16 protein-coding genes are annotated in these 13,425 nt (G+C 35.7%); 10 read left to right on the top strand and 6 right to left on the bottom strand.

What is annotated here, in order from left to right; translation table 11 throughout:
* Nucleotides 1-6 precede the first annotated feature (6 nt).
* The 5 genes from CL181_RS03340 to ribH form a co-directional block, all read right to left on the bottom strand.
* Nucleotides 7-855, bottom strand: coding sequence for a CBS domain-containing protein (locus CL181_RS03340; RefSeq protein ID WP_097297826.1), 849 nt, complete (start codon nt 853-855; stop codon nt 7-9).
* A gap of 15 nt (nt 856-870) precedes the next feature.
* Nucleotides 871-1,821: a CBS domain-containing protein gene (locus CL181_RS03335; protein WP_097297825.1), complete on the bottom strand. Its 951-nt coding sequence runs from the start codon at nt 1,819-1,821 to the stop codon at nt 871-873.
* Nucleotides 1,822-1,830: 9 nt separating this feature from the next.
* Nucleotides 1,831-2,604: an HPP family protein gene (locus CL181_RS03330; protein ID WP_097297824.1), complete on the bottom strand. Its 774-nt coding sequence runs from the start codon at nt 2,602-2,604 to the stop codon at nt 1,831-1,833.
* Nucleotides 2,605-2,681: 77 nt separating this feature from the next.
* A complete protein-coding gene (locus CL181_RS03325; protein WP_097297823.1) occupies nt 2,682-3,230 on the bottom strand; it encodes a cyclic nucleotide-binding/CBS domain-containing protein in 549 nt (182 codons plus the stop codon).
* 137 nt (nt 3,231-3,367) lie between these two features.
* A complete protein-coding gene (ribH, locus tag CL181_RS03320; protein ID WP_097297822.1) occupies nt 3,368-3,778 on the bottom strand; it encodes a 6,7-dimethyl-8-ribityllumazine synthase in 411 nt (136 codons plus the stop codon).
* 149 nt (nt 3,779-3,927) lie between these two features.
* On the opposite strand from ribH, the gene ilvC reads away from it, so the two are divergent.
* The 8 genes from ilvC (at nt 3,928) to CL181_RS03285 (ending at nt 11,884) form a co-directional block, all read left to right on the top strand.
* Complete coding sequence (gene ilvC, locus CL181_RS03315) at nt 3,928-4,923, top strand: ketol-acid reductoisomerase (protein WP_097297821.1); 996 nt, start codon at nt 3,928-3,930, stop codon at nt 4,921-4,923.
* Nucleotides 4,924-5,062: 139 nt separating this feature from the next.
* A complete protein-coding gene (locus CL181_RS03310) occupies nt 5,063-5,281 on the top strand; it encodes a hypothetical protein (RefSeq protein WP_097297820.1) in 219 nt (72 codons plus the stop codon).
* Nucleotides 5,278-5,523 (top strand): type II toxin-antitoxin system RelE/ParE family toxin, encoded by a 246-nt coding sequence (locus CL181_RS03305; protein WP_097297819.1) that lies wholly within the window; start codon nt 5,278-5,280, stop codon nt 5,521-5,523. The genes CL181_RS03310 and CL181_RS03305 overlap by 4 nt, the downstream gene beginning before the upstream one ends.
* 130 nt (nt 5,524-5,653) lie before the next feature.
* On the top strand, nt 5,654-5,809 hold the full coding sequence (locus CL181_RS20075) for a hypothetical protein (protein WP_176505039.1): 156 nt from the start codon (nt 5,654-5,656) through the stop codon (nt 5,807-5,809).
* Nucleotides 5,806-7,749 (top strand): TIGR02556 family CRISPR-associated protein, encoded by a 1,944-nt coding sequence (locus CL181_RS03300; protein WP_097297818.1) that lies wholly within the window; start codon nt 5,806-5,808, stop codon nt 7,747-7,749. The genes CL181_RS20075 and CL181_RS03300 overlap by 4 nt, the downstream gene beginning before the upstream one ends.
* Nucleotides 7,727-8,770: a type I-B CRISPR-associated protein Cas7/Csh2 gene (gene cas7b, locus CL181_RS03295; RefSeq protein WP_176505038.1), complete on the top strand. Its 1,044-nt coding sequence runs from the start codon at nt 7,727-7,729 to the stop codon at nt 8,768-8,770. Before CL181_RS03300 ends, cas7b begins: the two co-directional genes overlap by 23 nt.
* Before the next feature lie 5 nt (nt 8,771-8,775).
* Nucleotides 8,776-9,498, top strand: a complete 723-nt coding sequence (cas5b, locus tag CL181_RS03290; protein ID WP_097297817.1) for a type I-B CRISPR-associated protein Cas5b — start codon at nt 8,776-8,778, stop codon at nt 9,496-9,498.
* Entirely contained in the window at nt 9,476-11,884 is a 2,409-nt protein-coding gene (locus CL181_RS03285; RefSeq protein WP_097297816.1) for a CRISPR-associated helicase/endonuclease Cas3, read from the top strand. Before cas5b ends, CL181_RS03285 begins: the two co-directional genes overlap by 23 nt.
* On the opposite strand, the gene CL181_RS20815 is transcribed toward CL181_RS03285, so the two are convergent.
* Nucleotides 11,881-12,033, bottom strand: coding sequence for a hypothetical protein (locus CL181_RS20815; protein ID WP_217993078.1), 153 nt, complete (start codon nt 12,031-12,033; stop codon nt 11,881-11,883). The genes CL181_RS03285 and CL181_RS20815 overlap by 4 nt on opposite strands.
* A 495-nt stretch (nt 12,034-12,528) precedes the next feature.
* Here CL181_RS20815 and CL181_RS03280 point away from each other — a divergent pair, with 495 nt between their 5' ends.
* Both CL181_RS03280 and hepT read left to right on the top strand, forming a co-directional pair.
* The gene (locus CL181_RS03280) at nt 12,529-12,975 is read left to right on the top strand and encodes a nucleotidyltransferase domain-containing protein (protein ID WP_097297815.1); all 447 of its coding nucleotides are present in this window, start codon (nt 12,529-12,531) and stop codon (nt 12,973-12,975) included.
* A gap of 5 nt (nt 12,976-12,980) precedes the next feature.
* Nucleotides 12,981-13,403: a type VII toxin-antitoxin system HepT family RNase toxin gene (gene hepT, locus CL181_RS03275; protein ID WP_176505037.1), complete on the top strand. Its 423-nt coding sequence runs from the start codon at nt 12,981-12,983 to the stop codon at nt 13,401-13,403.
* The last annotated feature ends 22 nt before the right edge of the window (nt 13,404-13,425 follow it).

Here is a 13,425-nt window from a genome sequence, read left to right as displayed (position 1 = left end):
ATCACCTCACATTGTCAATATAGTCTTTATTATGTTCTCCCCTGTCAATATCCCCTTGACTCCATTTCCCAGTACTGAGAGCCCGTTAATCCTTTTTTTAATCATCAGGCCAGCGGCATAGGTCGCAAGGTCATCATAATTCACATTGATGATCGGGCTTGACATTATATCTTCTGCGACAAGGGGTACTTCGCTTATATACCTGTTCTGTTTTCGCCCCGCAGCGCTCTCTTTTCGTGTCATTTTTATTTCTTTCTGCGGGAGGCCGCCTGTTTTGTCCCTCATTTCCGTGAAGGTTAGATTTGAATTGGTTATTATACCCACAGGCATATCGTTATCTTCAAGAACAATTGCCCTGTCTGCTGAATTTGCCTGAAGTTCATGTATTATATGGCTTATCGTATGATGCCTGTGGACAGTTAGTGCTGGATCAATTTGCAGATCCTTGACTTTCATATCAAGATCCAATTTTGAGAAATACCTGATAAGATCCCATTTTGTGGCTATTCCTATGACTTCATCTTTATTATTCACTACAGGTAACCCGCCGATATTATTCTCAGTCATAAGTTCGGCCAGTTGCCTTGGTGTCGCATCCGGAAATATCGTTATGAGGCTCTCGGTCATTACCTTTCTTACAGGTATATCATCGATCGGGCGCCTGCGCCACTGTGGTTCGGCCTGGTTGAGCCTCTTTACGATATCTTTCTTTGTCACCATTCCTATTGGCTTGTTATTTTCAACAATTACAAGTCTTCCGATCTTATGACGAAGCATCAGGTTCCTTGCACGCGCTACATTTTCATCAGGCGATACAACAAAAACAGGAGCGCTCATTATATCTTTTATTTTCATAACAACCTCTTAATCTTAATCAGCCATTGCACGGACAAAATCACGTTCGGTTATAATTCCTTTCAATTCACCATCTTCCAGGACAGGTAGTGAGCCAACATTCTTATCAAGCATCACATTTGCAGCCTCTCCAAGGTCAATATCCGATTTCGTAAAGATTATGTCCCTTTTTACAAGAGTGCTGACCGGAACCTGGAAAACTTCCCTGGCGTTACCGGTAACAAGCCTGTCAAATATATCACCGCTTCCCAGGAAACGCATAATATCCGATGCTGTAATAATACCGATAAGTACATTATCCCGAAGAACCGGAAGTCTCCTGAAACCATTATTGATCATGGACCTGGCTGCTGCCCCTACTGACATATCAGAAGGTGCTGTGACTACTTTCTTGCTCATGTATCCTTCAACTGTTTTACCTGTAATTATACCGGATAATAGGAAAACAAAATCCCTCTCGGAAACGATGGCTTTCACTGTGCCATCTCCATCCGTTACAGGGATCCCTCCGATATTCTCTTTTATCATGGTATCCAATGCATCTTTCAATGAATCTTTTACATTAAGGGAGATGACATTTGTTTCCATGATTTCACTGATGCTGCCATTGACAGCTGCAAGCAGATTGCCTTTGAATTTGTTTTTAACTATCAAATTCCTTTGTCCGCCGCCAAGGAAATCCACTATATCCTGTGATGTAATGATCCCTTTCAGGTGATTTGTCCCTGCATCCGCTACGGGAATTCTTCGGAATCCGTGATTCAGCATCGTCTTTACTGCCCCGATCACAGACATTGTAGGGGGAATAGTGATGACCTCGTTTGATGCTATACTCATTATGTCCCCTGTTTTTTCTGATATCCTTGATTTGAAATCGATGGGTGCCATATTCCGCATATATCCCTTTCTACCCTGCTTTGCTATAATTACATTATTTATAATTACATTATTCCCAGATTTATTCATAAAACACCTTTAGATGAATGCTTTAATTATATCGTTCCTGTCAACTATGCCAACAAGTTTTCCGTCATTTGTTATTGAGATCCTCCCCACGTCAAGTTTCATGAATGCCTGTATTGCTTCCGCAAGCGTTGCTTCAGGGGATAATGTATATGCCGGAGTGCTCATTACCTTCTCAACAGGTGGCGACATCGTGGATTTTGTTCCCTGTTCGTCTTCTCTTTCAATCCTGGCATACCCGGCATTGATTATATTGCGCCGTGTTACCATGCCCACAAGTTCTCCATTTTTCAACACAGGAAATCCTGACAGACCTGTTTCTTTCATGTTCAGCCAGACTTTGGATATGTGGTCTTTGTTGGAACTGGTTATTACATCTGTGGTCATTATTTCATGGATCTTTTTGTGAGGTATTTTATCAACCTTAAGGTTCCTGAAAATGTCAACAACACTTAGTATCCCTGCAAGTGTCATATCCTGTCCCGATTTCAGGACAGGAACACGTCCCATCCCTGCATCCATCATTAATTTAGCAGCTTCCATCATGTCCATCTCCGGATATATGTATGGGAACTCTGATGTGAAACCTTCAACAGTTACATTCGATTTGGTGGAATATATATTCAACAATTCTTTTTCTGTCAGTATCCCTATTACCCTCTTTTTTGCATTGACCACTGGCAGGGTCCTGTAATGTCTGTCCCGCATCACCTGGCGCGCATGCGTCATAAAATCCGTATCCCGTATAAAAACAGGATTTTTGGTCATTACGTCTTCAACTTTCATAACATACTCCTTTTATCATGTATAATTATGTTATATGTTAATAAATAATTATTCAAAATCCTTTGCGAATTGCTGTCCTAGGTTTCCCTGCAGCTCTCACAGAGAAGTTTTCCTTCTACTTCTAACAAGTTATCTGAAATGTATCCGCAATCCTCACAGATACCTTTAAAAACCCGTCCTTCTGTCTCCATGGAAAATATTTTTTCCCTGTGCATCTTGATCAGATCTGAGAATATGCTGCCCATTTCAGCGGAAACAGCAAGAAGATCAGTATCCGTAATAATACCAATCAGTCTCCCGTTTTCCACTACAGGCAACCGCCGTATCTCCAATTTCACCATCTTATGCATCGTTTCGGTGACGTCATCTGTCGAAGATATTGAAATAAGAGGTGTGGTCATTAATTCTTTAATGGAAATATCATCCGGTCTTAAATTCTTTGAAACGATCTTTTTGACAATATCACGCTCTGTAACTATACCGACTGGCTGTTTCCTGTCTGTGATAATGACGCTTCCAACCTTGTATGTAAGCATTTTCTTTGCTAATTGCTGGACATCACATTTAATGTCTATGGTTACAACGTTCCTGGTCATTATTTCTTTCACCGGCATTTTAACTTCCATGTTTTCAGTCCTCCCTAATGTATAACTATGTTTTTGGAGTGTTTATATGTTATGCTGGGTAACTATAAATGAATCATAATTCCAATGACTCAAATTGAACTATTATCAAATTTAATGTATTGTGCTTTACTGTTGTTTTACTGTTGTAGCATCTTTACCATTTTAATAGCAGCTTCAACCGCCCTTTTGCCATATTCCACTCGTTCATGGGCATCAAGCCTGCTCATCCCAGGACCGGATATCCCCAGGGTTATGGGTTTTGAAAATTCAAGCGCAAGATCAGCGATTTTCCTTGAAGCATGCTGGATCACGATTTCATCGTGTTTTGTTGCCCCCTGTATAACGCAGCCAATGGTTACTACTGCGTCTATTGTTTTGTCCTGCGCCATTTTTTTTACGGCCAGGGGCATGTCAAAAACTCCAGGCACATAATATATTTTTTCAACTGTGGCGCCAAGGAACGCCGCATGTTCTTTTCCGAGCGTCTCCATCTGGATAGTAAGATCACGGTTGAATTCTGAAACAACAAATCCTAATTTAATACTCATTTTGGCACCTGATTGGTTATATTATTTGGAACATCTATATATTTTTCGTTACAGTTTTGTAAGAGTTCATTTTGTGTTGTGAACAAAAAGGGATTGTGAAACATTTATATCCCTTATTAATGTAATGAAAGCCAAAGAAGGTATCTATTATGGTTAAAATATACTATGACAAGGATGCAGATTCAAAAATATTGAAAAAGAAAACGATTGCAGTTATTGGTTATGGCAGCCAGGGAGCAGGGCAGGCGCAGAACCTGAAGGATTCAGGACTGAATGTAATTGTCGGTGTCAGGCAAGATGGGGAATCATGGGCCCAGGCAAAAGCCGATGGCCTGACGGTCATGACAATGTCTGAAGCAGCAAAAAAAGCTGATGTCATCCAGATGCTCGTACCCGATGAAATACAGGGTGCCATTTATGCTTCTGAGATCGCCCCGAATATGAAGAAGGGCAAAGCATTATGTTTCTCGCACGGATTTAATATCCATTATAACCAGATCGTTCCGCCAAAGGACGTTGATGTAATAATGGTCGCACCAAAAGGTCCGGGTTTCCTTGTGCGCAGGACATATACAGAAGGCAACGGTGTTCCCGCACTCATTGCGATATACCAGGATGCAACGGGAAAAGCAAGGGACATAGGCATGGCTTATGCAAAAGGAATTGGGGCAACAAGAGCAGGCGTGCTTGAAACAACATTCAAGGAAGAAACAGAGACCGATCTTTTCGGTGAGCAGGTTGATCTTTGCGGCGGAGTGACGTGTCTGATGAAAGCCGCATTCGAGACACTTGTTGCAGCAGGATACCAGCCTGAGATCGCTTATTTTGAAACATTCCATGAAATGAAACTCATAGTTGACCTCATTCATGAAGGCGGATTGAGCAAGATGTGGTACTATGTGTCAAATACTGCCGAGTACGGCGGCCTTACCGTCGGGCCAAAGATCATCAATGAACTGTCTAAACAGGCCATGAAAGAGGCGCTTCGCAGGATCCAGAGCGGGGAATTTGCAAAAGAATTCGTTCTTGAAAGCAGAGCCAACAGGCCGGTCCTCAATGCTCTTGAGAGACAGGAGAACGAGCACCAGGTTGAGAAGGTCGGAAAAGAGCTTCGTTCTATGATGAAGTGGTTGAATCCAGAGTAGAGATTTTTTTTGAGGGATCGGGTAAATCCCGACCCTGCACATATTTTTTAATATACTCCGAGATATTCTCTTGACTTCATCGCTTGAAGAACCATTAGTCTATATATATCAACAGACAGATTGAAGATAGTCGATATTTATGCCAGAGACCATTACACAAAACAAGATGGTAATAAGCTTTGATGCTTTTAATAATCTTAAGAAATTAAAAGACGAACTGGAAGCTTTGATAGAAACGATCGAAATATTGAATGATGAAAAGCTAATGAAAGGGATAAAAAGCTCCAGAAATGATGTAAAAGCAGGCAGAATACATGAGCTGAAAACTATTGATGAACTTGATGAAGTCTGGGTATGAAATTAATTTATACAGAGGAGTTTAAGGGAGATATAAGGAAGATAAGAGATAAGAAAATCCAAAAAAGGATAAAAAAGCTAATCCAGAAGATTATCGATAATCCGGAAATCGGAAAACCACTAAAATATGAGCTTTTTCCCCTTCGTAGTGTTAGAATACCACCATTTCGGATTTTATATGAGCTAAACGGCGATATTATGATCCTGCATAAGTTTGAAAACAGGAAGAAAGTTTACAGGTAATGCAACTATTTTTACGAATTTAAATCTGTAAAACAGTATGTTTTGAATCATTTTCTGGAAATTAATAACCACAAAAGTCACAAGAACACTTTCACATCGCTTTCCAAAGATATATAAGGAGATGGGGCGTTTGGATAGTATCAGGCTGCGAACGCTGCGAAAGGGTGCAAGGCGTTCGTGGAATGCGCGGTCGGAAGATGGAAGGGTGAAGATGAGACGGGATTATGGAAATGAGGGCGCGGAAGAGGGCGGGCGAGTACCTATGAAAGAGGAGGATTTGAATTGATTGAGGCTGTAAAAGAGATCGGAGAATACTCGCTTGAAAAGGCTGGAAGACGATTAGAAGACCCTACGGATATCGTAATTGAAGATCCAGATAGTAATGGCACTTATAAACATATTCTTGGTATTAGAGTTAATAAAAATGAAAATGGTTTTGGATATGTTGGTATCGAATTAGAAGAATACAGCAAAAGCAAGATAAAGCAATATCTGTATAAGCAAGGGGCTCCTAATGGAACTGATTTAACACCCACAAGCAGGATTACAGATATTGAAAAGACCTTTTCTAATAAGACCATTAAATGGTTTACGAATATTACCAAAGAAAATCAAATCATCTTTATAGGTGAGGAAATTGAATTTCTTAAGAGATTAAACGACTGTTTAAAATCAAATACAGATGCAATTTTATCGGATTTAACAATTAAATATAATACTCTTGATAAAAAGGATCCAAGCATAATAACTGTGTTCATTTATTCTCCCGAAAAACAGTATATCGGAGACTTCCCAGTTTTCAGAAGAATTTTACTTGAAAAGACTTCGAAAGGTTATTATCAAAAATATGGAAAGGAATCCAAATCCACTAATAAAGTTTGTTCAGTTTGTAGAAAAAAGTCCGAAGAGGTATTTGGTTTTGTCGGAACCTATGAATTCTATACCGTTGATAAGCCTGGATTTATTAGCGGTGGATTCGATCAATCATTGGCATGGAAAAATTACCCTGTATGTTTGAATTGTGCCTTAACATTGGAAGGAGGGAAAAAATACATCTTTGAAAATTCAAAATTCAGATTTTATGGGTTCGATTATTTTGTCATTCCAAAACTTTTAAATCAAAATAAAAGAGTTGACATTTTTAGAATTTTAGAGGATTTTAAAGGAAAAGATCCAAAGTTTGAAAAGAAATATATTCGACTTTTAGATGCTAATGAAGATGATATATTAAGTATTCTTGCAGAACAAGAAAATTTTTTTAATAATAATCTATTAATTTATGAAAAAGATAACTCTGCATTCAGGATTTTACTATATATCGAAGATATTTTACCTTCTCGATTAAAGAAACTTTTCCAAGCCAAAGAAAAAGTTGATAAAATTGGCATTTTTAGTGAATACATATTGAAAGAAGGTAAATCATTGGAATTCAACTTTGGAAACATTTTTTCATTTTTTCCCAATCCTAAAGGAAAGGGGAAAATGGAATCAGATTTGAGTTCAATCGATAATACCGTTCAAGCTGTAAAATATCCTTCTAAGGGTAAGGGCAATATAGAACAGGATTTAAGCACTTATTTTCTTGAAATAACAAATAAAATTTTTACAAATAAGAAAATTGATTATTCATTTTTAATGTGGGGAATAATTAAGAAAATTCGAAGAGATTTTCAAGATGAAACAAAATCAACAAAATATCTCACCTTAAAAGGTTTTCAACTTCTTATTTATTTAAATGAGTTAGAACTTCTTGACAATTTTAACGGAGGTAAAAATATGAATGAAAAGAGCATCACAAACCTACTGCAAGGAACAAATTTACAGTTAGAGGAGAAAGTAAATACCTTGTTTAAAGAATTTTCAGATTTCTTTAATAAAGATTCGAAAAAAGCAATATTCTTAGAAGGTGTATTGACGCAATATTTATTAAATATTCAATACAATGATCGAAAAGCTACGCCATTTAGAATAAAACTTCAGGGATTGAAATTAGATGAAAAACATGTGAAGAAATTGTTGCCCGAAATTCAAAACAAGCTTGAAGAATATGGAAAAAATTATTATAAAAATCTGGAATTTTTAATTGGGAAATATATGGTTCAATCTGGAGAAGGGTGGAAAATGTCAAATGATGAAATAAGTTTTTATTTTGTATTAGGTATGAATCTCTCAAATCTATTTAGATCAACAACGGAGGAGACACATGAGCAATATAATTACAAATAGGTCAGAACTCGTATTTTTGTACGATGTGAAAGATGCAAATCCAAACGGAGATCCTTTGGATGAAAATAAACCAAGAATTGACGAAGAAACTGGACTCAACCTTATAACAGATGTCAGGCTTAAGAGAACTATCCGAGATTATTTATATAATTTTAAGAAACAAGATATTTTTGTGAGGGAGATCTCTGATGAAGAAGGACATATTCAGGACGCAAAGTTGAGGGCATCGGACTTCTTAAAACATATTCCCTCTGCGGAATTAGAAGGCAAAACACTTCAGCAACAAAAAGAAATAGCTACCGCTGAAATCTTGAAGAAGTGCATAGACGTTAGATTATTCGGAGCAACAATTCCATTGGAATTGAAGGTTAAAAAAGGAAAAAAGACCGAAAAACCTAAAGAAGATATTAAGGAGCAAACTGAAAGCAAGGAACAAACAAGCTCATTAACTTTTACTGGACCAGTTCAATTTAAGATAGGTAGATCGTTACATAAAGTATATATAAAACACTTCAGAGGTACTGGAGCATTCGCTTCAAAAAAGGGTGCTGAGCAAAAAACATTTCGTGAAGAAGATTTTCTGTTTTACTCATTAATCAACTTCTATGGAATCATAAATGAAAATGCTGCAAAAGACACAAAACTTACCGATGATGATGTAAAGTTTCTTCTGGATGGTATATGGAATGGTACAAAAAATTTGATATCCAGATCAAAAGTGGGTCAAGTTCCGAGGCTGCTTATAAAAGTGAATTACAAAGAGAATAATTACCACATTGGGGACCTCAATAGTATGATTTCATTGGTAAAAGAAGTTCCTGATGAAGAGTTGAGAGACATATCTCAAGTTAAGATAAATCTTACAAAAATAATCGATGTCCTAAAAAACAAAAAGGATTTAATTCAAAATGTTGAATATCAAATTGATGACAGAGCAAGATTTGAATTAGAAGGTAAAGAAATCACGATTAATGAAGCCTTGAAAACCACTGGAATTCCAGCGCTGCAGTTATCATCGTAGGGTATATGGATAAAATATTGGTATTCGATGTTTGGGGTGAGTATGCACATTTTAGAAAATACTATACTACAACATCGCCTCTTTCTTTTTCAATTCCACCAAGAACAGCAATTAGTGGGCTTATAGGGGCTATCTTAGGTCTTCCAAAAGATGAATATTTGAAATATTTCTCAAAACAACAGGCGCAGATTGCAGTTAGAATTCTGAATCCGATTAAAAAGGTCAGATTAGCTGAAAATCTGATTAACACAAAGGATGATTATTTCATTCCAATCAAAAAAGGCGCCCACAGCCCTCGAACACAAATAAGGTTCGAATTTGTGAAAGATGCAAAATATAGAATATATTTCTATCATATAGATCCAATTATATTTAACAAAGTAAATTCTATGCTTTTGCACCATAAATGCGTCTATACCCCCTGTCTAGGAATCACCGAACATATTGCTAATTTTGAATTCATTGGAGAAAAAGCGATAAGAGAAAAATCATCCACTGAGTTTATAAAATTAGATTCTGCTCTCCCTACTGACTCGATCAAAGAAATCAAATTGGAAGATGGAGAATATTTTTCTGAAACCATTCCAACGGAAATGGAACTGGATAGATCATTAAAGGAGTACAGAAAAGTTATGTTTGAAAGAAACGGTGTTCAAGGAAAAGGAATAACAGCAAAAGTTGATAGATATTGGGAATTGGAAACTAATGAATCAATCATCTTTCTTTAATCTAAAATCCCATCCGGATAAATTTTTAATTGATCACCTTAGAAATGTGGGATTATTTTGTAAAAATACTATACAATCCAAGAAAATCAACTCGAATATTTTCAATTTAAATGATGAAATCTTGGCCAACTTTTCATTTATAACAGGGGTTTCACATGATTTTGGAAAAGGAACAATTAATTTTCAAAATTATATAAATGAAAAAGACGAAAAACGAAAAAGTTCGCTTAAAAATAATCCTGAAACAAGACATGGACTACTTTCTTCGTTATTTACTTACTTTGTTATAAAAGAATATCTTAAAGATTTAAAATTTGAATTTTTACCGATGTTAGGTTATTTTGCAGTAAAAAAACATCATGGAAATTTAGGAGATGTAACAAATGAAATCTTAGACTTAGATGATAAAAATGTAGAAATCTTAAACAGGCAAATTAATTCTCTGTGTTTAGAAGAGCTCAAACTGATTTATTTGGAATTATTACCAAATATTGATATAATTAAATTTATTAGTACTTATAAAAGCATTATCAAAGAAATCAAAAGCAATAGAAGAACTTTTTCTGATCATCTGCAAAATGAGAAATCCATCCAAGGGGATGCGCCTGGATTACAATATTATCTTTTGACTCAACTTTTTTATTCTATTCTTTTAAATTCCGACAAATTAGATGCATCGGGTATTCAAGAAATTGACCGTAACAATGCGATTCCTTTAGATTTGGTTGATAATTATCGGATAATCAAAGGCTATGATAAACCAAAAAATAAAATGGATATTATCAGAAATGAGATTTATTCAGATGTTATAGGAGAATTAAAAACCTTAAGTTTAGATAATAATATTTATTCATTGAATGTTCCGACTGGAACAGGAAAAACACTTACTGTATTATCTTTTTCTTTAAAACTGAGGGATAAGATTATAAATGAAAGAAATTTCATGCCTAAAATTATATATTCACTTCCTTTTTTAAGTATTATAGATCAGAATTTCGAGGTTTTTGAAGATGTATTTAAAAAAGTTCAGGGCTATACTCCAACAACCGATATTTTATTGAAGCATCACCATTTATCTGATATTTTTTATGAAACCAATGAAAATGTTGATTACGATACTTCTGAAAGTTTGTTACTAATTGAGGGCTGGAACTCTGAAATAATTGTAACTACTTTTATACAACTCTTTCACTCTTTAATTTCAAATAAAAATAGGTCATTAAGAAAATTTCATAACATTATAAATTCAATAGTTATTCTTGATGAGGTTCAATCAATTCCTCATGAATATTGGCTTTTATTCAAAGAAGTTATCTCATTATTTTCAAAATGCTTCAACACTTATTTTATTTTTGTGACTGCGACGCAGCCATTGATTTTTGATGAAAGCAAGAAAGAAATTGTTGAACTTGTAACAAATAAAAAATATTATTTTAATAAATTTGATAGAATTGAATTAATACCAAACCTTCAACCTTTGCTTCTCAATAATTTTAAAGAAATCATAAGAAGTGATGTTGAAGAAAATAAAGATAATAATTTTCTTATTGTACTTAATACAATAAATTCTTCAAAAAGTGTTTATCAATATTTGGAATCATTAAAAATTACAGGCATAAAATTGTATTATCTTTCCACAAACATTACTCCTTGCCAACGTATTGATAGAATAAACGATATAAGAAATAATAAAGCACGAAAAATAATTGTCAGCACTCAACTTATTGAAGCTGGTGTGGATATTGACGTTGATACTGTTTATCGTGATTTTTCAACAATGGATTCAATAAACCAAGTTTCTGGAAGATGCAATCGAAATTATTCAGAGGGGAAGAAAGGGCTGGTAAAATTATTTATTCTGAAAGATGAGAATAAAGAATATTATAGATATATCTATTCACCTTTTCTGATCGATAAAACTAAAGAAGTCCTCAAAGAAGCTCCTGAAAGAATAAATGAAAATTACTTTTTAACCTTAAGCAATAATTATTTTAAAAAAATCAAAGACAGTGGAAGTGATGATGTATCTAATAAGATTCTTTCATTTGTCCAAAAATTAGAATTTGAACAGTTATATAAAAACTTTAAACTTATTCAAGAGGACTACTATAAAATCGATGTATTTATCGAATTGGATTATTTTGCTAAAGCTGTATGGAATCAATATAAGGTGATAAAAGAACTAAAAAATCCAATTGAAAGAAAAAATGAATTCTTAAAAATAAAAAAAGATTTCTATGAATATGTAATTTCAATCCCCAAGAATAAGGCACCTAAGCCTGAAAATGAAACTGGGATAGCCTATGTTTCAATAGAAGAATTAAAAGATAGGTATGATTTAGAAACTGGATTTATACCAGGTTCAGGAGGAACTTTACTGTTTTAATTATGATCTTTCACTTCATCCCGCCCCCCTCTCCTCGCATCCCCCAGGCGCGGTACATGCGGACAGGCAGCGCAAAGAGCATACGGAGAAACCATATGATCAGGCAAACCTACCAGCAATTTAACAAATCTGCGTTCATCTGCGTTCATCTGCGGTTTGTTTTAGACTATTTGTTGCTGCCTTATTTCTCTATGAAACCTGCGCCTGCAAGCGATAGCGCCGGATTTTTAACACAATTAAATGATATATTTTTTAAAATAAACTATGCGAGGAGATGTGAACATTAATACTAACCTCCGTAGTTCCAATAGAACACGGATGACACAGATCTCGCGGATTATCACAAATCCGTGTGCATCCGCGTCATCCGCGCAATCCGTGTTCTATCGTTCGATTTTTCACCTGATCATATACACCAAAGTTAACAAAACTGATAACTATGGTGCATCAAAAAATAAACAAGAAATACCAGGACAGATTTCCAAACAACCATCGATCACCAGAAAACCCCGCCAACGGCGGCGCATCCCCGGGGTCTGGGGGTCACAACCCCCAGCGCCGTTACTGAAACAGATCGAGAGTGAATAATTAGTAGAACAGAATAAAAGAGCCAGTGTTTAAATAATTATAAAGCAGAGGAAATAATGATGAAAAATCAAATTGTTCATGTGCCAAAAGTAAACGATCAAAAAAAATCGAACATAGACCTCGACGAGTTGATCATTAAGCTCAGGAGTTCAGGACTTGTTCACTCGATCATTCTTTTTGGATCAAAGGCAAGAGGAACTGAAAAAGAAAATAGCGATATAGATATCTGTGTCATTCCAAAACCGGAAGTTAAGATTACACTTAAAGAGAGAATATCACTTAACAATTCTGTCCCGGACAATATCGATATTTCATTCATAGATGAATTGCCAGTTTATATTCGTAAAAGGATTTTTCTTGAAGGGAAGGTGCTATACACGCAGGACATGTATCACCTATTAACACTTTCAAAGATCAATGATATGGAATATGAACGATACAAAAGGCTCACCGGGGAATACCATAAGCGCGTAATGGAACGCGTTAGAGCCAGATTGGGATGATGATCGTGGATAAAGATAGATTATTTGAGAAGATAGATGAAATGGAGAACTATCTGAGGGAACTTGAGGAATATCTCCCGGAACAAGAAGAGGATTACCTGAATAATGGTCTCAGGAAACGAGCATGTGAACGTGCTTTCCAGCTGGCAAGTGAGAATTTGCTTGATATCTGCAATTTGATCATATCTGAGAAAGGATTTGGAATACCGTCGGATAGTAAAGACAGCATAAGGAAGCTTGCAGAAAATCAAGTATTACCAGTGTCACTTTCCACCAGGCTTGAAGAACTTGTAGGATTTCGAAACCTGCTTGTACATCAATATGGTCGTGTGGATGATTCGAGGTCATATTCTTATCTAAACCTGGAATTGAAGGATTTTTATGAGTTTATAGAAATCATTGACAGGTATATAGAAAATGAAACCTGATAAAAAATATGAAACATATCGC

The organism is Candidatus Methanoperedens sp. BLZ2 (assembly GCF_002487355.1).
Taxonomy (GTDB): domain Archaea; phylum Halobacteriota; class Methanosarcinia; order Methanosarcinales; family Methanoperedenaceae; genus Methanoperedens.
The sequence above is the reverse complement of the archived record's forward strand: the minus strand, read 5'-3'. Positions and strand labels throughout refer to the sequence as shown.

Excerpts from the sequence above, each read along its gene's own strand:
- CL181_RS03330 (WP_097297824.1), bottom strand. The coding sequence starts at position 2,604 with ATGAAAGTTGAAGACGTAATGACCAAAAATCCTGTTTTTATACGGGAT.
- CL181_RS20815 (WP_217993078.1), bottom strand. The coding sequence starts at position 12,033 with ATGAACGCAGATGAACGCAGATTTGTTAAATTGCTGGTAGGTTTGCCT.
- cas5b (WP_097297817.1), top strand. The coding sequence starts at position 8,776 with ATGGATAAAATATTGGTATTCGATGTTTGGGGTGAGTATGCACATTTT.
- CL181_RS03335 (WP_097297825.1), bottom strand. The coding sequence starts at position 1,821 with ATGAATAAATCTGGGAATAATGTAATTATAAATAATGTAATTATAGCA.
- cas7b (WP_176505038.1), top strand. The coding sequence starts at position 7,727 with ATGAGCAATATAATTACAAATAGGTCAGAACTCGTATTTTTGTACGAT.
- ribH (WP_097297822.1), bottom strand. The coding sequence starts at position 3,778 with ATGAGTATTAAATTAGGATTTGTTGTTTCAGAATTCAACCGTGATCTT.
- CL181_RS03285 (WP_097297816.1), top strand. The coding sequence starts at position 9,476 with ATGAATCAATCATCTTTCTTTAATCTAAAATCCCATCCGGATAAATTT.
- ilvC (WP_097297821.1), top strand. The coding sequence starts at position 3,928 with ATGGTTAAAATATACTATGACAAGGATGCAGATTCAAAAATATTGAAA.
- CL181_RS03325 (WP_097297823.1), bottom strand. The coding sequence starts at position 3,230 with ATGGAAGTTAAAATGCCGGTGAAAGAAATAATGACCAGGAACGTTGTA.
- CL181_RS03340 (WP_097297826.1), bottom strand. The coding sequence starts at position 855 with ATGAAAATAAAAGATATAATGAGCGCTCCTGTTTTTGTTGTATCGCCT.
- CL181_RS03305 (WP_097297819.1), top strand. The coding sequence starts at position 5,278 with ATGAAATTAATTTATACAGAGGAGTTTAAGGGAGATATAAGGAAGATA.
- CL181_RS03310 (WP_097297820.1), top strand. The coding sequence starts at position 5,063 with ATGCCAGAGACCATTACACAAAACAAGATGGTAATAAGCTTTGATGCT.
- CL181_RS03280 (WP_097297815.1), top strand. The coding sequence starts at position 12,529 with ATGATGAAAAATCAAATTGTTCATGTGCCAAAAGTAAACGATCAAAAA.